General features: G+C 69.8%; 16 protein-coding genes. 7 read left to right on the top strand and 9 right to left on the bottom strand.

Annotation, left to right across the window (positions count from 1 at the left end):
• The first annotated feature begins 16 nt into the window (after nt 1-16).
• On the top strand, nt 17-1,510 hold the full coding sequence (locus GC203_RS07725) for an MFS transporter (protein WP_293453037.1): 1,494 nt from the start codon (nt 17-19) through the stop codon (nt 1,508-1,510).
• A 3-nt stretch (nt 1,511-1,513) separates the two neighbouring features.
• Here the strand turns inward: GC203_RS07725 and GC203_RS07730 are convergent, their stop codons facing one another.
• The 5 genes from GC203_RS07730 to GC203_RS07750 form a co-directional block, all read right to left on the bottom strand.
• Complete coding sequence (locus GC203_RS07730; protein WP_293453038.1) at nt 1,514-2,875, bottom strand: VWA domain-containing protein; 1,362 nt, start codon at nt 2,873-2,875, stop codon at nt 1,514-1,516.
• Between the two features lie 10 nt (nt 2,876-2,885).
• A complete protein-coding gene (locus GC203_RS07735) occupies nt 2,886-3,842 on the bottom strand; it encodes a MoxR family ATPase (RefSeq protein ID WP_293453040.1) in 957 nt (318 codons plus the stop codon).
• A 104-nt stretch (nt 3,843-3,946) separates the two neighbouring features.
• Nucleotides 3,947-4,219 (bottom strand): Ada metal-binding domain-containing protein, encoded by a 273-nt coding sequence (locus GC203_RS07740; protein ID WP_293453042.1) that lies wholly within the window; start codon nt 4,217-4,219, stop codon nt 3,947-3,949.
• A gap of 206 nt (nt 4,220-4,425) precedes the next feature.
• Nucleotides 4,426-5,952 (bottom strand): aldehyde dehydrogenase family protein, encoded by a 1,527-nt coding sequence (locus GC203_RS07745; protein WP_293453044.1) that lies wholly within the window; start codon nt 5,950-5,952, stop codon nt 4,426-4,428.
• 12 nt (nt 5,953-5,964) lie between these two features.
• Nucleotides 5,965-7,071, bottom strand: a complete 1,107-nt coding sequence (locus GC203_RS07750; protein ID WP_293453046.1) for a saccharopine dehydrogenase family protein — start codon at nt 7,069-7,071, stop codon at nt 5,965-5,967.
• Between the two features lie 135 nt (nt 7,072-7,206).
• Between GC203_RS07750 and GC203_RS07755 the strand changes: the two genes are divergently transcribed.
• Together GC203_RS07755 and GC203_RS07760 are read left to right on the top strand one after the other, a co-directional pair.
• Nucleotides 7,207-7,635 (top strand): Lrp/AsnC family transcriptional regulator, encoded by a 429-nt coding sequence (locus GC203_RS07755; protein WP_293453048.1) that lies wholly within the window; start codon nt 7,207-7,209, stop codon nt 7,633-7,635.
• On the top strand, nt 7,632-8,384 hold the full coding sequence (locus GC203_RS07760) for a PIG-L family deacetylase (protein ID WP_293453050.1): 753 nt from the start codon (nt 7,632-7,634) through the stop codon (nt 8,382-8,384). The genes GC203_RS07755 and GC203_RS07760 overlap by 4 nt, the downstream gene beginning before the upstream one ends.
• Here GC203_RS07760 and GC203_RS07765 read toward each other — a convergent pair.
• On the bottom strand, nt 8,358-9,536 hold the full coding sequence (locus GC203_RS07765; protein WP_293453052.1) for a Gfo/Idh/MocA family oxidoreductase: 1,179 nt from the start codon (nt 9,534-9,536) through the stop codon (nt 8,358-8,360). The genes GC203_RS07760 and GC203_RS07765 overlap by 27 nt on opposite strands.
• A 171-nt stretch (nt 9,537-9,707) precedes the next feature.
• Here GC203_RS07765 and GC203_RS07770 point away from each other — a divergent pair, with 171 nt between their 5' ends.
• Nucleotides 9,708-12,203 carry an ATP-binding protein gene (locus GC203_RS07770; protein ID WP_293453054.1) on the top strand — a complete coding sequence of 832 codons (2,496 nt, stop codon included), beginning with the start codon at nt 9,708-9,710 and terminating at the stop codon, nt 12,201-12,203.
• Between the two features lie 97 nt (nt 12,204-12,300).
• Here the strand turns inward: GC203_RS07770 and GC203_RS07775 are convergent, their stop codons facing one another.
• The 3 genes from GC203_RS07775 to GC203_RS07785 are packed head-to-tail and all read right to left on the bottom strand — an operon-like array spanning nt 12,301 to nt 15,291.
• Nucleotides 12,301-13,731 (bottom strand): CehA/McbA family metallohydrolase, encoded by a 1,431-nt coding sequence (locus GC203_RS07775; protein WP_293453056.1) that lies wholly within the window; start codon nt 13,729-13,731, stop codon nt 12,301-12,303.
• A complete protein-coding gene (locus tag GC203_RS07780; protein ID WP_293453058.1) occupies nt 13,731-14,873 on the bottom strand; it encodes a hypothetical protein in 1,143 nt (380 codons plus the stop codon). The genes GC203_RS07775 and GC203_RS07780 overlap by 1 nt, the downstream gene beginning before the upstream one ends.
• Before the next feature lie 13 nt (nt 14,874-14,886).
• Nucleotides 14,887-15,291, bottom strand: coding sequence for an OB-fold domain-containing protein (locus tag GC203_RS07785; RefSeq protein WP_366501559.1), 405 nt, complete (start codon nt 15,289-15,291; stop codon nt 14,887-14,889).
• A gap of 106 nt (nt 15,292-15,397) precedes the next feature.
• On the opposite strand from GC203_RS07785, the gene GC203_RS07790 reads away from it, so the two are divergent.
• The 3 genes from GC203_RS07790 (at nt 15,398) to GC203_RS07800 (ending at nt 18,571) form a co-directional block, all read left to right on the top strand.
• The gene (locus GC203_RS07790; protein ID WP_293453060.1) at nt 15,398-15,835 is read left to right on the top strand and encodes a DUF1810 domain-containing protein; all 438 of its coding nucleotides are present in this window, start codon (nt 15,398-15,400) and stop codon (nt 15,833-15,835) included.
• A gap of 92 nt (nt 15,836-15,927) precedes the next feature.
• Entirely contained in the window at nt 15,928-17,079 is a 1,152-nt protein-coding gene (locus tag GC203_RS07795; protein WP_293453061.1) for a pentapeptide repeat-containing protein, read from the top strand.
• A 286-nt stretch (nt 17,080-17,365) separates the two neighbouring features.
• On the top strand, nt 17,366-18,571 hold the full coding sequence (locus GC203_RS07800) for a tetratricopeptide repeat protein (RefSeq protein ID WP_293453063.1): 1,206 nt from the start codon (nt 17,366-17,368) through the stop codon (nt 18,569-18,571).
• Nucleotides 18,572-18,645: the final 74 nt, after the last annotated feature.

The following is an 18,645-nucleotide window of genomic DNA, read 5'->3' on the forward strand; positions in this document are numbered from 1 at the left end:
CCGTCGGGAGGAACCTGTGGCGGTCGTAGAGAACTATGTCGAAGGGCCGGATCTCGAAAAGCTGGCCCTCGAACCCGCGCCCGAGCTGAACCCCAGCGTGCCGGTCAAGCTGGCCTATTCGTTCGGCCAGGCGATCGAGTCCGGCTACCTCATCGTCGCAGGGTTCGTGTTCTTCTACTACACCGCCGTGCTCGGCCTGTCGGGCAGCGCGGTGGGCGTGGCGCTGGCGATCAGCATGTGCGTCGACGCGGTGATGGACCCTCTGATCGGGTCGATCTCGGACAATGTGCGCTCGAAGTGGGGCCGCCGCTTGCCGCTCATGCTGCTCGGCGCGCCGGCGACCGGCCTGGCGGTCTGGATGCTGTTCGCGCCGCCGGCGATGCTCTCGCCCTTCCTGCTGTTCGGCTGGCTCGTCGCCTCGAAGCTGCTGCTGCGAGGGTTCGCATCGGTCTACAATCTGCCCTACGCGGCGCTCGGGGCCGAGATGGCCAGCGGCTACGTGGAGCGCGCCAGCGTGGCCGCCTACCGCGGCGTCTTCGGAATCGTCATCAGCCTGGTGATCACAGCGGTCGCCATGACGGGCTTCTTCGCCGGGGGCGCGGGGTTGCAGAACGGGGCGGCCTATCCCGCTTTCGGCGCCGCCATAGGGCTTCTGCTCTTCGCCTGCGCCGCCCTGGCGATGGTCGGGGTCTGGCGCTACGCCGTGCGCCTGCCCCAGCCCCGGACGCAGCCGGCGCCGATGTTCCTCGGGCTGTTCCGCGAACTGCCGGAGGTGTTCCGCAACAAGTCCTTCCGCGCCCTGTTCCTCACGGCCCTGCTGTTCTGGGTGGCCGCCGGCGTCAACGGCGCGCTCAACAACCATGCCTATGTCTTCGTCTGGAAGATCCCGCCCGAGCGGATCCAGTTCATCAGCTACTCCTACTTCCTCTCGATGTTCCTCGGCATTCCGCTGGCCCGGCTGCTGCTGGCGCGTTTCGAGAAGAACACCATCATCATCCAGGGCCTGATCCTGGTGCTGCTGGCCATGACAGTGCTCCACAGCCTGCGGGCGCTGGGCCTGTTCGCGCCGACCGGCGCCGAAGCCCAGCCATGGCTGATGACGAGCGCCGGGGTGGCGGGCATCGGCATCGGGCTGATCATCGTCGCGCTTCCGGCGATGATGGCCGACGCGGCCGACGAGCACGAACTGCTCTTCGGGCACCGGCGCGAGGGGCTCTATTTCGCGGGGCTGGGGTTCGCGGGCAAGGCGGCCGCCGGGCTTGGCCAGATGGCCGCGGGGTTCGCGCTCGATGCGCTCCATTTCCCCAAGACCGCGGGCGTCGGCGCGGCCGTCGAGATCCCCGAGCACGTCCAGCGGCTGCTGATCCTGGCCTGGGGACCGCTGGCCGCCTTCTTCGGCCTGCTCGGCCTTCTCGCCCTGCTGCCCTATGGCGTCACGCGCGCCCGCCACGCCGAGATCGCCGCGGCGCTGAAGATCAAGCGCGCGGAGGAGGCCGCGGCGGCCGAATAGCGGTCAGTGGGGGACGTAGCTGCGCAGCACGTCCTCGATGATCCGCTCCAGCTGCTCCAGCGTCGCGCACTGCTTGGCCACGTGGCAGAAGCGGGCGTAGCGGTACATGACGCTGTCGCCCTGGGCCCAGTAGCTTTCGGGCTCGGGGTTCAGCCAGATCACCGCGCGCGACCGGTCGTGGATCTGGCGCATCAGGTCCAGCCGCGGATCGGCGAAGTTCGAGCGGCCGTCGCCCAGGAAGATCACGGTCGTCCGCCGGTCCAGCCGGTCGAGGTGCTGGTCGCAGAAGTCCTGTAGCGCCGTGCCGTAGTCGGTCTGCTGGAAGCCGATCTGCTGCAGCACCTTGAAGATCGCCTGTTCGACCCCGTGGTCGTCGAGGATGTCGTTGACGCTGATCAGCCGGCCCGAGAAGGCGAAGGCGTCCATCCGCTCCACCACCTCGTTCAGCGAATAGAGGAAGGTCAGGAGGAACTGGGCGGCCGCGGCCACCGACTTCGACACATCGCAGATCGCGACGATCGACGGCTTGTCGACCTTCTTGACCTTCCAGGCGATGTCGAAGGGCACGCCGTCGTAGGCCATCGAGCGGCGCAGCGTCCTGCGGACGTCGAGATGGCCGCGCAGCGACGTGCGCCGCCGGCGCGAGTACTTGGCCGCCAGCCGCTTGGCCATCTTGCGGACCAGGCCCTGCATCAGCTGGTAGTCGACCGGGTCGACGCCGCCGTCGGCGTTGAGCTGCTTGCGGATCAGCCGCTCTTCCCGCAGCCCCTGGGCCGAGGCGGCGGCATAGAGGTCGTGCTGGCGGGCCACATAGGTCTGGGCTTCGGCGAAGAGCGCGCGGCGGGCCTCGTCCAGGCGGTTGGCCAGCCCCTCGCCCTCGCCGTTGGGGATGCGGCGCGCGTTGGCGATGATCCGCTCGATCTCCTCGACGCCCATCTCCTCCATCAGCCGCCGGGTGAGCCGGCTGCGCTGGGTGGTCAGGCGGATCTCGGCGACGCCGGCCCGGCGGGCGGCCTCTTCCATCGCCTGCTGCACGGCCGTGGAGTCGCCCTGCAGGATCGCCTGGGCCAGCGGCGAGTCGGCGACCTGGGCCATGTCGGCTTCGGACGGCTCGCCCTGTTCCGACGCGGAGGGCGGCGGCAGGCTCACCGTGTCGCGGGCGAAGAACGTCTCGAACACGGCGTCGAACCGGTCGACCTCCTCGGACGACTTGGCCAGCGTGGCGCAGAGCGAGTCCTTGAAGAGCGTCCGGTCGGCGAAGCCGGTCACCGACACGGCGCGGCTGGCGTCGATCGCCTCGGCCGGGGAGACGCGCACGTCGGCGGCCCGGAGCGCGCGGAAGAACTGTTCCAGGGTGTGCTGCATGGCCCGCGCCCTATCGGTGGTGCAGCAGCTCCACGACCTGGGGCTCGATCGCGGCGATGTCCTGCTCGAACTTCAGGATCACGTTCAGCGTGTCGCGCACCAGATCCGCGCTGAGGCTGTCGGCGTTCAGGAGGACGAGGGCGCGGGCCCAGTCCACCGTCTCCGAGATCGAGGGCGACTTGCGCAGGTCGAGGTTGCGAAGGGACTGGACGAAGCCGACGAGCTCGCGGGTCAGCTTGGCGTCGATGCCCGGCACCCGGCTGGCGACGATCTTCTCCTCCAGCGACGCCTCGGGAAGCGGGATGTGCAGGTGCAGGCAGCGGCGCTTCAGGGCGTCGCCCAGGTCGCGCACGTTGTTCGAGGTGAGGAACACGAGCGGCGGGGTCTTGGCCTTCAGCACGCCGAGTTCGGGCACCGAGACCTGATAGGCCGAGAGCACCTCCAGCAGGAACGCCTCGAAGGCCTCGTCCGACTTGTCGATCTCGTCGATCAGCAGCACGCAGCCATCGTCCTCGCGCAGCGCCCGCATCAGCGGCCTGGGCTCCAGGAAGGGCTCGGAGAAGAACATGTCGCCCATGCCGTGGAGCCGCTCCATGGCGGCCTCCATGTCGGGGGCGTCGGCCAGCGCGCCGCCCATCCGGTCCTTCAGGATCTGGGTGTAGAGCAGCTGCTTGCCGTACTTCCACTCGTAGAGGGCCTTGGACTCGTCGAGGCCCTCGTAGCACTGCATCCGGATCAGCGGCAGGCCGAGCAGCTTGGCGGTGGAAAGCGCCAGTTCGGTCTTGCCCACCCCGGCGGTGCCTTCCACCAGGACCGGCTTCTCGAGATTGACCGACATGTAGAGCGCGGTGGCGATGCGGCGCGAGGCGATATAGCCCACCGATCCCAGCCCCTCGATCAGGGCGTCGACGGACGAAAGGGGGTCAGCGTTGGCCGCGGAGCCGGCGGCCGGCGAGGAAATAGTCAAAGTCTGGGTCTTTCGAAATATCGGAACGATGTGAAAGCCCAATTGTGCCAAGCCCGCGCGGTCGAGGCAAACGGGTGTTTGGATGTGTGGCCGGGGTCCGGCGCTCAGGCGCGCGCGGCCCGGAAGCCCGCCGGGTCGCGCTTCCACTCGGCGTAGCGGTCCGGCAGGCACCGGGCGCACGGCCGGTAGCCGGCGGCGATGGCTGTGGATTCGTCGGCGAAGAAAACGCGGTGACGCACATAGTGGCCGGCCGCGATCCAGCGGAGCGCGCTGGGGCAGTCCAGCCGGCCGTAGCCCTTCAGGCGGCGATGGCCGCCCAGCGCGCCGGCCGTCTCGCTTTCATGGGGGCGGCCGTCGGGTCCGATCAGGCGGTACATGCCCGATCATCGCCGCGCGAATTTCAAGAGGCTCGCGGAATCCGGCCTTGCTCTCCTCTCCCCCGAGGCGAAGCCCGAGGGGAGAGGAAGCCTAGAGCCTTCCCGGATCAGGTGGGATCACCTGATCCGGACGAGAAGGCTCGATCTTCAAGCATATGGAGCCCGTCCGGGCGGGTGAACCGGTATCCACTTCACCCTGACGGGCTCTAGACGTCGAAGGTGACGCCCTGGGCCAGCGGGAGGGTCTTGCCGTAGTTCAGGGTGTTGGTGGCCCGGCGCATGTAGGCCTTCCAGGAGTCCGAGCCCGCCTCGCGGCCGCCGCCCGTCTCCTTCTCGCCGCCGAACGCCCCGCCGATCTCGGCCCCCGAGGGGCCGATGTTGACGTTGGCGATGCCGCAGTCCGAGCCGCGCGCCGAGATGAACTGCTCGGCCTCGCGCATGTCGTTGGTGAAGATCGACGACGACAGACCCTGGGGCACGTCGTTCTGGAGCGCGATCGCCTCGTCCAGGTCGCGGTACTTCATGACATAGAGGATCGGGGCGAAGGTCTCGCGCTTCACCACGTCGGTCTGGGCGGCCATCTCGACCACCGCGGGCCGGGCGTAGAAGGCCTCGCCCATCGGGACGCGCTCGCCGCCCTGGACCTGGCCGCCGGCCGCCTTGGCGTCGGCAAGCGCGGTCTGCATCAGGCCGAAGGCCGCTTCATCGATCAGCGGGCCGACCAGCGTGCCGGCCTCGCGCGGATCGCCCACCTTCACCGAGGCGTAGGCCGCCTTCAGGCGCGGGACGAACGCGTCGTAGACGCTCTCGTGGACGAACAGGCGGCGCAGCGTGGTGCAGCGCTGGCCCGCCGTGCCCATGGCGGCGAAGGCCACGCCGCGCAGGGCGAGGTCCAGGTCGGCCGAGGGCGCGACGATGGCGGCGTTGTTGCCGCCCAACTCCAGCAGCGCGCGGGCGAACCGTTGGGCCAGGCGCGGACCGACCGCGCGGCCCATGGCCGTCGAGCCGGTGGCCGAGACCAGCGGAACCTTCGGGTGATCGACCAGAGTCTCGCCCACGTCGCGGCCGCCGATCACCACGGCCGAGAGGCCGGCCGGCGCGTCGCCGAACTTGGCGCAGGCGCGCTCGAACAGCGCCTGGGTCGCCAGCGCCGTCAGCGGCGTCTTCTCGCTGGGCTTCCAGACGCAGGCGTCGCCGCAGACGAAGGCCAGGGCCGAGTTCCACGACCAGACGGCCACCGGGAAGTTGAAGGCGGAGATGATCCCGACCACGCCCAGGGGGTGCCAGGTCTCCATCATGCGGTGGTCGGGCCGCTCGGTGGCGAGCGTGAGGCCGAAGAGCTGGCGCGACAGGCCGACGGCATAGTCGCAGATGTCGATCATCTCCTGAACCTCGCCCAGGGCCTCCGAGGTCACCTTGCCGGCCTCGAGCGTGACCAGCGCGCCCAGGTCGGCCTTGGCCGCCCGCAGCTCCTCGCCAAACAGGCGCACCAGTTCACCGCGGCGCGGGGCGGGCACGTTGCGCCACGCGAGGAAGGCGCCGTGCGCCCGCTCGATCGCTCCGGCCGTCTGGGCGGCCGAGGCGTCGTGGACGTGGGCGATCACCTCTCCGGTCACCGGCGAGCGGACGGGACGGTTCCCGCCGGTGGTGAGCGCCTCGGAGACGCCCAGGCGGGCGAGGACTTGGGCGGCGTCCGCGGCGGCGGAGCCGATCTTGGTCTGTACGGTCATCATCAGGCCCTGAAGCTACTCGGCGGCGGCGCGAAAGGACACGTCTTCCGGCGCGTAGTAGCGCCCGAAGCGGTTGGCCAGGAAGGCCGGGAGCGGGATGTCCTCCTGGCGGATGAAGCCCTGCTGCGGCAGGTCGCCCTCGGCCAGCATGTCCAGCACGGCGCACACCGAACCGGCGGTGGTGATCTGGATGGCGCTGGTCATGACGCCGGCGACCGGCTGGGCGTAGACCTTGTTGACGTAGGTCTCTTGCATCAGACGCCCGTCCTTCATCCCCGAGACGGTGACGAAGACGATGACCACGTCCTGCATGGTCGCGGGCACCGAATTCTCCAGGATGTCCTTCAGGACGTCGCGGCGGTTGCGCAGGTTCAGGTCGTTCAGCAGCGCCTTCATGATCGCCGCGTGACCCGGATAGCGGATGGTCTTGTAGTTGAGGTTGCGCACCTTGCCGTCGAGCGTGTGGCACAGCGTGCCCAGGCCGCCCGAGGTGTTGAAGGCCTCGTAGGTCACGCCGTCGAGGGCGAATTCCTCGCGCTCCTCGAGCGCCGGGGTCTCGCGCAGGCCGCCGTTGACGATGGCCTCACAGGGTTCGCAGTACTCGTTGATCACCCCATCGGTCGACCAGGTGAGGTTGTAGTTCAGGGCGTTCGACGGATAGCGCGGCAGGGCGCCGACCCGCAGGCGCACGTCATGCAGCTGGTCGAAGTGCTTGATCAGGTCCCAGGCGGCGATGGTGATGAAGCCGGGCGCCAGCCCGCATTGCGGGATGAAGGCGGTCTTCGAATCGGCCGCCAGCTCGCGGACGATCCGGCTGGCGGCGACATCCTCGGTGAGGTCGAGATAGTGGGCGCCGGCGGCCTTGGCGGCGCGGGCCACGGCCGTGGTGAGCTGGTAGGGCGCGCAGTTGACCACGGCGAACGCTCCGGCGAGCTTCGCGGCCAGGGCGTCGGGATCGTCGATGGCCAGCGCGGCGGTCTCCACGCCCGGGCGCTCGGCAAAGGCTTTCAGGGCTTCGGGCGACTGGTCGATCAGGATCACCTCGTAGGCGCCTGAGCCGACGAGAAGGTTGACGACGGTGGAGCCGATCTTTCCGGCGCCTACGACGGCGGCTTTGCGCATGGGAATCCTCCTCTGGCGTGTCACTTGGCGTGTCACCTCGAAGATTCGGCCGGGGCCGGGCCGCTTTCAATTGGCGCTCCGGCGATCTGAGGGGCTAGATTGAGCGGATCGCCGAACTGATTGTGCGGAACGCCGATGGACGATCTCGACGAACATCTTCTGGGCCGGCTGCGCGACAACGCCCGCGCCCCGGTGGCCGAACTGGCCCGCGGGTTGGGCCTATCCCGCACCACGGTGCAGAGCCGCCTGGCCAAGCTGGAGCGCAACGGCGTGATCGCCGGCTACGCCGTGAAGCTGGCCCCGGCCTACGAGGCCAGCCGCGTCCACGCCTTCATCATGCTGACGGTCGAGCCCAAGCAGGCGGCCGCCGTCACCATGGCGCTCAAGCGGATGAGCGGCGTACGCCGGCTGCAATCGGTGAGCGGCCCGTTCGACATGATCGCCACGGTCGAAGCCGGCAGCGTTGGCGACATCGACGCCCTGATCGACGAGATCGGGGCGCTCAAGGGCGTGGAGCGCACCAATTCCTCCATCGTGCTTTCGACCAAGTTCGACCGCGCATGAGTCGCGTCCTCGCAATCCACGCCCACCCGGACGACATCGAATGGCTGGCCGCGGGCACGCTGGCGCTGCTTGCGAAGGCCGGCCACCAGCTCGCCATCGTGACAGCGACGGCCGGCGAAGGCGGATCGGCCGAATATGGGCGCGAAGAAACCAGCCGCATTCGCCGGTTCGAGGCCGCCGAGGCCGCGGCGCTCATCGGCGCCGAGTACCGGTGCCTGGGATTTCCGGACCTTGGCGTCTTCAACGACGACCCGTCGCGCCGGCGCGTGACCGAACTGATCCGCGCGATCGCGCCCGACGTCGTGATCACCGCCTCGCCGATCGACTACCACCCCGACCACGAGGCGATCAGCCTGCTGGTCCGCGACGCCTGCTTCGCCGCCCCGGTGGCGAACTACCGGACAGGCGCTGCGGAGCCTCTGGCGGCGATCCCGCATCTCTATTTCACCGACGGGGCGGGCGGACGCGACCGTGAGGGCCGGCCCCAGCCGCGCGACTTCGCCATCGACGTCGGCGCCGTCTTTGCCGTCCGCCGCCAGATGCTGGACCGCCACGCCAGCCAGGCCGCCTGGGTTCGGAAGCACCATGCGATCGACGACCACCTGGCCTCAATGGAGGCCTGGGCGCGACGGGTCGGGCGCGACTACGGCGTCGAATTCGCCGAGGGCTTTCGCCAGTACCGGCACGAGCCCTATCCGAAAACGCCGCGACTGCAGGATCTTCTAGCCGACGCCCTGCTCGGCGCCTGATCTGGCGGTGTCGTAGCGGGCCCACATCGGCCCGCATTCCACGACCTGACGCTGGTCCATGGCCTGGTCGATGGCCATCACCGTCAGGCCGGCTTCCATCGACTCGTATGGCGTGACCGGGAAAGCGGCCCCGCCCTCCAGCGCGGCCAGTAGATCCTTGGCCATCTCCTGGTCGGCGCCGTTGTGGGCGTCGGCGGTGACGCCGCCATAGTCGATCCGCTCGGGCTTGCCGCGGAACAGCGCCTTGCGAACCATCAGCTTGTTGCGCGCCAGGTCGGCGATCAGGGTGCCTTCGGTCCCGGCCACGTACCACCGGCGCTCGGTCAGCGCCGTGTGGCTGTTGGCGTGGAACGACAGCCGCACCTGGTTGGCGTACTCCACCATCGCCACCTGATGATCGGTGACGTCCATGTCCGAGGCGAAGGCGTCGGCGGCGCCGGACCAGCCCGCGTCGCGCAGGTCATAGGCGACCGAGCCGTCCTCGTAGGTCCGGGGCGGGTCGGTCCGGTCCGGCGTGAAGATCCGGCGGCCGCCGAAGCTGGCGACGCGCGCCGCCCTCGCCCCGGCCAGCACGCCGAAGATGTCGAAGTCGTGGACCACCTTGTCCAGCAGGTACGAGCCGCCCCATTCCCGGCGCCGCCGCCAGTTGCGGGCCAGGTACCCGCCGTGCTCGGGGGGCAGGTGTTCGGTGGCGTCGATCGACACCAGTTCGCCCAGTTCGCCGGACTTCAACCTCGCGATGGTATCGCGGACGATCGGCAGGGAGCGCATCACCAGGCCGATGTAGAGGGGCGGCGCGCCGCGCTCGGCCAGCCGCCCCGCCAGCGCCTCGGTCTCGGCTTCCGTCCGCACGATCGGCTTCTCGGCGAAGGTGGGAATTCCCGATTCCAAAGCGAGCAGGAGATGCTGCAGGTGCAGGTGGTTGGGGGCGCCCAGCATCAGCAGATCGTACGGGCCATCGGCCAGCAGGGCGGCCGGGTCGGCGAAGGCGCGGCCGGCCCCGATCCCGGCCGCCGCCAGGATCGGCGCGCCCACCGGCGCCGGATCGACGTAGCCTGTCACGTCGAGCGCCCAGCCCACTTCCTGCATGGCGGCCAGGACATGGGCGATGCGCTGGCCAAGGCCGATCACGCCGATGCGGTAGTTGGTCATCCCGACGCCTCCCGCCAGCCATCAAGCCAGCAACCGCCCGCCGACGCCAGGGGGGGCCGGCCGCACCTCGGCCGCGGGGCGCTTCGCCACAGAAAAATAACGCTTTTGTATACCGGCGCGAAACTTCCGGCGTGCGAGTGTGATCCCCATTTTTGGGGCCAGCAGTTCCGGATGCGATCACTTTCGCGCAGCTTCCTGGTCAGCGTCGGGGCGATGTCGCTCGCCCTGACGGTCCTGGCGACGCTGGGGGCGTTCGTCGTCTTCCAGCGCGAGCTGTCGAACCGTCAGATCGCCTTCCTGCACGACTATGTCCACGAGCGGTCCAGCAACGTGGATCGCCGCTTCTCCAATCTGACCGCCCTGCACCAGGCCGCCAGCGAGGAGCTGGAGCGGCGGATGAACCATCTGAGCCCCGCCGAGGTCGACCGGTTGGCCGATGTCTACTTCCCCCGGCGTCCCGACGGCACCCGCCGCAGCCGCGACGCCTATTTCGAGGGGACGTCGGAGGGCGGAGCCTACGTCTATGGCGTCGGGGCGATGGTGGGGAAGGCCGACCAGCTGCCGGCCGATCAGAAGAAGGCGCTGGTCGCCGCGTTCAAGCTGGTCGCGGACTTCGGCCAGGCGGCCCACAAGGATTACGACAACTTCTACTTCTTCATCCCGCCCGAGACGCGGCTCATCGTCTTCGGCCCGGACCGTCCCGACCGGCTGATGTTCTATCGGCATGAAGCTCCCGCCGACCTCGACATCAGCAAGGAGGAGATGACTTCGCTCACCACGCCGGAGATGGATCCCACGGGCGCAACCCGCTGCACCAACCTCCAGCGGCTGATCCAGGACAAGGTGGGCGAGCGCCTGGCCACGGCGTGCTTGACCCCGGCCTACGCGGACGGGCGCTACGTCGGCGCGTTCGGCTCCACGATCGAGGTCACCGGGTTCCTCGGCAACGCGGTCAAGACGGCGCTTCCCGGCGCCTCCACCGTGCTGGTGACCAGCAAGGGCGAACTGATCGCCTATCCGGGATTCACGGTGCCGGGCAAGGCCTCGGAAGCGGCGGTCGTCGAGTACGAAAAACGCCTCAGCCTGAAGGCCCTGGTGGCCACGGTCGCCAAGGACGGCGGCCGGACCGGCGTCGTCTCCAGCCCCGACGGCAAGCAGGTGGTCGCCTACGGCCGGCTGGCCGGCCCCGACTGGTACCTGCTGCTGACCTATCCGAAGGCGGCGATCGCCGCGTCGGCGGCCAAGTCGGCCTCCTGGGTGCTGGTGCTGGGGGCGATCGCGTCGGCCCTCCAGACCGTCCTGATCGTGATCCTCGCCAAGCGCGCGATCGTGCAGCCCCTGCAGCGGCTGGCGGATTCCTGCGAGACCGGTTCCGGCTTGCGGCCGGGGGCGGCGGCGGACGAAGAGGCCCGCCACGACGAGATCGGCGTCCTGGCGCGCGCGTTGCGGGCCGAGCGCGACAAGGTGGACAACGTCCTCGCCTCGCTCGAGGACCGCGTGCACGAGCGGACCGCCCAGCTCGAGCGCGCCAACGCCGAGAAGTCGCGCTTCCTGGCCAATATGAGCCACGAGCTGCGCACGCCGCTCAACGGCGTCATCGCCATCTCCGAGACCCTGGCGCGCGAGCAGAGGACGGCGAAGGGCCGTGAGCTGGCCGAACTGATCGTGTCGTCAGGCCGCCTGCTGGAGCGCGTGCTCACCGACATCCTCGACTTCTCCAAGATCGAGGCCGGCGAGATCAAGCTGGCCCACGACCCATTCGACATGACCACCCTGGTGCGCCGGATCGCCGAGCTGCACCGGGTCGCCGCCGAGGCGAAGGGGCTGCGTTTCCACTGGTCGGTGACGCGTGAGGCCGACCGGCGCTTCGCCGGCGACACCGTTCGCCTGACCCAGGTGCTCTCGAACCTGCTCTCCAACGCCGTGAAGTTCACCGAGGCGGGCGAGGTCTGCCTGGAGGTGGACGCCGCCGGCGGCAACGTGGGCTTCACGGTGGCCGACACCGGGATCGGCTTCGACGAGGAGGTTCGCCAGCGCCTGTTCCGCCGCTTCGAGCAGGCCGACGATTCCATCCGCCGCCGCTTCGGCGGGACCGGTCTGGGCCTTGCGATCAGCCGCTCGCTGATCGAGCTGATGGGCGGTTCGATCGAGGTCGCGTCCGAGCCCGGCCGGGGCTCGACGTTCGCGGTGGTGGTGCCGCTCGAGCGGGTGGACGGCGAAGCCGACGAGGCGCTGGAGGACGACTTCGGGGCGTTGGACATCACAGGCGCCCGGGTCCTGCTGGCCGAGGATCACCCGACCAACCAGAAGGTCGTCCAACTCGTGCTCGGCTCGGTTGGCGTCGAGCCGGTCATCGTCGAGAACGGGGCCCAGGCGTTGCAGGCCCTCAAGGCCCAGCCGTTCGACATCGTGCTGATGGACATGCAGATGCCCGAGCTCGACGGGCTGTCGGCGACGTCGCAGTGGCGCGACTGGGAACGTGAGCACGGCCTGGCGCGCACCCCGATCATCATGCTGACCGCCAACGCGCTCGACGAGCACATGCGGGCCAGCCACGAGGCCGGGGCCGATGCGCATCTCTCGAAGCCGATCCGCGCCGACGCCCTGATCGAGACGATCCTGCACGCCATGGCCGAGAAGCGGGCCCGCGAAGAGGCGGCGGCGTAGGTCGGCGGCTCAATCCGCCGACTCTCGTCGTCATCGCCCGGACAAGGCGGGCCATGACGACCTATCGTGTTCTCAGGCTATTGAGCGGGTCTTCGGCCTAGCTTCCGAACCAGATCGGATTCCCAAGCAGCCATAGCGCGCCGTCGGGCCCGCGCACGTCGACGCGCAGCCAGCCCTTCGCTCCGGCGGGAACACCCATCGCACGCGTCTCGGCGTCGCTGAGCGGCGGACCCGGGTCGAGCCCCGCCGCCGCAGGCCCGGCGAACGCCAGCCTGCCGCCCGCGGCGTGGGCCACGTGGATCCGCAGCGTCGCGCCGGCCGCGTCGGGCAGCCGGTCGCCCATCTCGGCGGTCGCGCCGCCGGCGTTCGCGGTCACCTCCAGGAGCCGGTCGCGGGTTCCCAGCGCGTCGACGAAGACATGGCCGGCCCGGATCGCGGCCAGGACGGCATCCTGCGACAGCGCCTGGGCGTGGACGACGGTGGTCGGGCGGCCCACCCCCCGGTCCGGCGGCAGGGTGGCGTCGTGGTTGTCGGATCCGCCCACGGCGGTGATGTGGAAGCCGTCGTCCAGGCGCTTTTCCCAGAAGCCGACGCCGGAAAGCGGCCCCGAGCTGATCATCCCGTTGATCGCCTCCATGGACGGAATGCGCGCGTAGTCGGTCGTCGCGGTCCAGCCGCAGCCCATGCAGGCCTCGCCCGAGGGCAGGGCGGGATGGTTGATCGAGATCAGCGCGTGCGCCGCCTCCACCTCGTCGAGGATGGCGCCAAGGCCGGGCGCCCGCGGGCTTCCCAACTGGAAGTCCAGCGGCCCGGTCATGCCGAACACGTTGGCGTGGCCCTTGAAGGTGGTCACTTCGCGGCCCGGGATCAGCAGCAGGTCGTCGAAATAGCCCTGCAGCTCAGCGAGATCCTGGATGTGGGATGACGTGTTGTGCTCGGTGACCGCCACGAAATCGAGGCCCCGCGCCTCGGCCGCCGCCAGGGTCAGGAACAGCGGGCAAGGCGTGCGCTTTCCCGTCTTCGACGGGCACGAGCCGTCGGAATGCCCGGTGTGAAGGTGCAGGTCGCCGCGGTACCAGCCGGGCCCGGCCTTCAGCGGCGCGGCGGCGAAGCCGTGGAACACCGCGCCGCGTCCGAAGGTGATCTTCGCGGTGTAGTCGGCGCGCGCGTCCTTTCGCAGGTTGGGCACGCCCAGGATCAGCTTCCATTCGCCGGCCGGCAATGGCCCCGGCAGATAGGATGGCGTGGCCCAGGTCTCGGTGAGAGTGAAGCTGGCCTTGTTGCCGCCGCTCCAGCCCCGGAACCGGACGGGATCGCGAAGGCCCAGGTCGATCACCGACTTCTGGTCCCGGCCCGTGTAGTCGAAGTCGACGGTCACCGAGGTGACCCCTTCCGGCACGCGGAAGGGGACCTCTCGGTACGTCTGGTGGTCGGCGCCGGTCATCGCCCCGGTGAGGGTGATGTCCTGGGCGCAGGCGGGCGCGGCCAGCAGCGCCAGAGCCGCCGCCAACTGCGCCCACGCCCGCATCAGGGCGCTTCGTTCGAGAAGATGATCGTGCCGGCGGCGCCGAACATCCCGCCGACGCCCTGGCAAACGCTGACCTTCGCCCCCGACACCTGCGCCGGGGCGATCCCACGCATCTGCCGCACGCTCTCCTGCAGGGCGTACATGCCGTACATGCCCGAGTGCATGTAGCTGAGCCCCCCACCGTTGGTGTTGAGCGGCAGCTTGCCGCCGGGCCGGGTGTTGCCCTCGCGGATGAAGGCCGCCGCCTCGCCGGGCTTGCAGAAGCCCAGGTCCTCCAGGCCATAGAGCGGCAGGTGGGCGAAGGCGTCGTAGATCATCAGGTGATCGACGTCGGAGTGCTTGATCCCCGCCTCCTCGAACGCCTTCTTCCCGGAGATGCGGAAGGCGGTCGAGTGGTTGGAGTCGTACATCTGGCTGACCAGCGGGGTTTCGACGCTCTCGCCAGTGCCCAGCACGTAGACCGGCTTCTGCGGGAAGTCCTTCGCCCGGTCGGCCGAGGTGAGGATCAGCGCGCCGCCGCCATCGGTGACGAGGCAGCACATCAGGATCCGGAACGGATAGGCGATCATCCGCGAGTTCATCACGTCGTCGACGGTGATCGGGTCCCGGAAGGTGGCGCGCGGGTTCTTGCCCGCCCACTCGCGCTGCACCACGGCGACGTGGGCCAAGTCTTCCTGGCTGAGGCCGTAGGTCTTCAGGTAGCGCAGCACCGGGATGGTGAACATGCTGGGCGGGCCCACCGGGCCATAGGGCATCTCGAACTGACCGTTGAGGCTGGATGGCGAGGCGCCGAAGCGGCCCGCGCCCACGCGGCTCTTCCCGGACTCGCCATGCGTGATCAGCACGGTCTTGCAAAGGCCCGCGTTGATGGCCGCCGCCGCGTGGCGGACGTGCAGCATGAACGAGCAGCCGCCCACGCTCGTGCCGTCGGCGTAGCTGGGCTTGATGCCCAGGTACCAGGCGAGCTCGGTGGGGCTGATCCCGGCGGTGGCGACGCCGTCGATGTCGGACGGCTTCAGGCCCGCGTCGGCCATGGCGTTGAGGGCGGCGTCGGCGTGCAGCCCGATCACGGACTGGTCCGGAATAACGCCCATCTTGGTGGTTTCCGCGGCCCCGACGACCGCGACGGATTTCGGCTTCATGTGGGTCGCTCTCCTACTTGGCCGGCGCGAAGAGCGGCAGGGTGACGTCGTCGTTCTGCTTGGTGAACGCGACCGCGAGCGGCATGTCGAGCTGCAGCGCCTCGGGCGTCTGCGGGCAGTCCACGATGTTGGTCATCATGGTGGGGCCCTCGTCGAGCTTCACCACGGCGATGGCGTACGGCTCGGTCCCCATGTCGGGGCGCGGGCGCATGTTGATCACATACGACCACAGCACGCCCTTCCCGCTGGCCTTGTAGACCTCCACGTCGCGACTGCCGCACTTGGGGCAGAATGGGCGGGGCGGGAAGTAGGAGTCCTTGCACGACGTGCAGCGCTGGAGGCGCAATTCGCCCTCCTTGCACCCGTCCCAGAAATGTCGGGTCTCCGGCGTCGGCTCCGGCAACATGCGTGGCGGCATAAGAAAATCCGTCCCTTCGAAAATACGGTTTGCTTTGGCCCGAAATCAGCGGGCGGCGCAGCAAAGACGAGACGGCGGTGATTGTCACGTGCAGGATGCGGCGGCGATGGCCGATCCGTTCGATCTTCAGCGGTTCGTCGACGCCCAGGACGCCGGCGGAACCTATGCACGGGCGCTGGCGGAACTGCGCGCCGGGCGCAAGCAGAGCCATTGGATGTGGTTCGTCTTCCCGCAGATCGAGGGGCTGGGCTTCAGCGCCATGTCGCGGCGCTACGCCATCTCCGGGCTCGCCGAGGCGGCGGCCTACCTCGCCCACCCGGTGCTGGGGCCCCGGCTGCGCGAATGCGTGGCGGCGGTGAACGCCGTGAAGGGCCGCAGCGCGCGCGAACTGATGGGCAGTCCCGACGACATGAAACTGCGTTCCTGTCTCACGCTGTTTGCGCGCGCGGCGCCGGACGCCGAGGCCTTCAAGGACGCGCTCTCCAGGTATTTCGCCGGCGAGGAGGACCCGGCCACCGTGAGCCGGGTCTGCGCTCGGGGCTGAGGCGCCGCGGCTTCGAATCCCGCGTCGGCTGCGACGGGAGGTCGCAGCCCTGCCGTATCAACCCGCTCTTCAGGCTTCACGCCGTAGCGTCCATGGCCATGCTTCGCCCGCCCAAAGTCCAGCAGGTCAAACCTCGCGCCGTCGACGCCGCCGAGTTCGAGCGCGCCATCGCCGCCCATGAGGCCTTCGTCGGCGGACGGCCCGACGGCGTGCGCGCCCAACTGCGTCTCGTTGTGGCCCAGGGCGTTCGCTGCGAGCGGCGCATGCTGTGCGACGCGGACTTCGGCGGATCCGACCTCACCGGCGCCTCGTTCATGGCGAGCGACCTGTCGCGGGCGGTCTTCTACTGCACCAACCTGCAGCTCGCCGATCTGCGCGCGGCCAATCTGTCGGGCGCGGACCTGCGCGGGGCCCGGCTGGCCGGCGCGAAACTGCTGGGCGCCATCCTCGACCACGCCGACCTGCGCTCGGCCGTGCTGTCGTCGGCCGATCCGTTTGCCGGCGGCGCCGCGGCGCTGGCCGACGCCCGGCTGGACGGGGTCGATCTCTCGGCGGCCGTCGCCAGCGGCGCCGACTTCAGCAACTGCTCGCTGAAGGGCGCGGTGTTGCGCCATGCGGACCTGAAGCACGCCAATCTCAGCAACGCCAATCTCTCGGGCGCGCAGTTCGACGGGGTTCAACTGGCCGGCGCGCAGATGCGCGGCGCCGTCTTGTGCGGCGTCGACCTCTCCAAGCTCTCGCTCCCGCCGGAAGTGCTGCAGGGCTGCGTGACCGATCCGTCGCCGGCCGCCGCCGCCCGCGTGGCCCAGATCGTCGCAGCGCTCGACGCCATGGACGCCTGGGTGCGTTCGGGCGGGCGCGAGGGTTCGCCCGCCACCTTCGACAACGAGGACCTGCGCCCGGTGGGCGACGCCTTCGCCAGCCGTCAGTTGCCCGGCGTTTCGCTGCGCGGCGTCATGGCGATCGACACCAACTTCCGGGGAACCCAGTTCGCCGGCGCACGCTTCGACGGCGCCGATCTGCGTGGCGCGGACTTCACCGGCGCCGACCTGCGCGGCGTCTCGTTCCGCGGTGCGAACCTGGCGCACGCGTGCTTCGACGAGGCCGACCTGGGTCCGCTCGCCCTGGTGAACGGGATGCAACGCGAGGTGCAACTGGAAGGCGCGACGCTCGGGGGCTCGGGCCTCGCCGCGATTCCGCCGGCCCGCAGCCAGCCCCCGACAGCGGCGGCCGGCGGCGCCTAGACCCCGCGAGCCCGGACGCCATCGCAGCGCGCCGCTCCGCGACCAGTGCAGGCGTCTTCGCGCCGCGCTCCGACCGTTTTCCAAAATTCGCCTGGCGCATGTAACGCAGAGCCGTGAAATTGATACGCTGGTTACTACTGTGTAACGCCGCGCGGCGAGGGCATCTCGACTGTTGAACGCGGCGCATCCGCGCATGAAGTCTATTACGCAACTTTAATTCGACTCGCTTTCACGAGGACTCAAAGGCTGCGGCGATCGAATCGCCTCTCCAGCCCATGGCTTCATCGTGACGTCAGCCGATCCGTTCGTGGTTCTCTCGGCGGCCAATATCCGGGATGCCTGCGCGCACGCCGCAAGCTTGCAGACGGCCGGACGCAACGGCGAGGCGGCCGGCCTCTGGCGCCGGATCGTCGCGGCCGCGCCGGCCTCGGCGGAGGCCCGCTTCAACCTCGGAGCCACCCTGCTGGCGCTTGAGGAGTTCGAAGCCGCCGAGCACGCCCTGCGCGAGTCGGCGAGGCTGCGGCCCGGCGCGCCCTGGACCCGTCATCGGCTCGGCAATCTGCTCCAGGCCACCGGCCGTTGGGACGAGGCCGAACCCCATTATCGCGCCGCGCTGGCGGAAGACGCCTCGCTCTGGCGCGCGCGCCTCGACCTGGCGCACCTGTGTCTCGGGCGCGGCGACTTCGGCCGAGGCTGGCCCCTCTTCGAAGCCCGCCGGTCGCTGGGCGCGGCGCACATCGCGCCCCCGCCGCTGCCCCGCGAGTGGGCGGGCGAGCCTCCCGCCGGCGCATCGATCCTCGTGTGGCCCGAGCAGGGCTTCGGCGACCAGATCCAGTTCGCCCGCTTCGCGCCCGCGCTGGCGGCGGCGGGCGCCGACGTGACCCTCGTGGCGCCGCCCGAGCTCTCGGCCCTGTTCGCGACCCTTGGCGTGCGCGTCGTCGAGAGGGCGGCCGAGATGACTCTGCCCGAGCCCGACGCCTGGACGTTCTTGCTTTCCATCCCGCAGCGGTTGGGCGTCGATCGGGACGGGCTATGGCCGGCCCCCTATCTGGCCCCGCCCGCCGACCGGATCGCCCGCTGGGACGGCTTCGCGCCGCAGGGCGCCGTGGGAGTGGTCTGGCAGGGACGCGCGACGCCCAATACGCACAGGTCGCTGCCCTCGCGGGAGCTGCTCCAGCCCCTGGCCGATGCGGGCGCGACCCTGGTCGATCTGCAGCCGCCGCCGGGCCGGGACTTCGCCGACCTCGCCGCGGTCATGGCCCAACTGGACCTGGTGGTGACGATCGACACCGCGGCGGCCCATCTCGCCGGAGCGCTGGGAAAGCCGTGCTGGGTGCTGCTGCCCTGGTTCAACGCCGACTGGCGCTGGGGACTGGGAGATTCGACCCCCTGGTATCCGGCGACCCGCGTGTTCCGCCAGACCGCCCACGGCGACTGGGCGGGCGTCATGGCCGAGGTCGCCGCGGCGTGGCGCGCCCGGCAGGGCGCCTAGAGCGCGATCCGCGAAAGCGGGATGCGGCTTTGCGATGAGATCGCGCTCAAGCCTTGGATTTGGAGCCCTTTTGG

It is taken from the genome of Phenylobacterium sp. (assembly GCF_016124325.1).
Classification (GTDB): domain Bacteria; phylum Pseudomonadota; class Alphaproteobacteria; order Caulobacterales; family Caulobacteraceae; genus Phenylobacterium.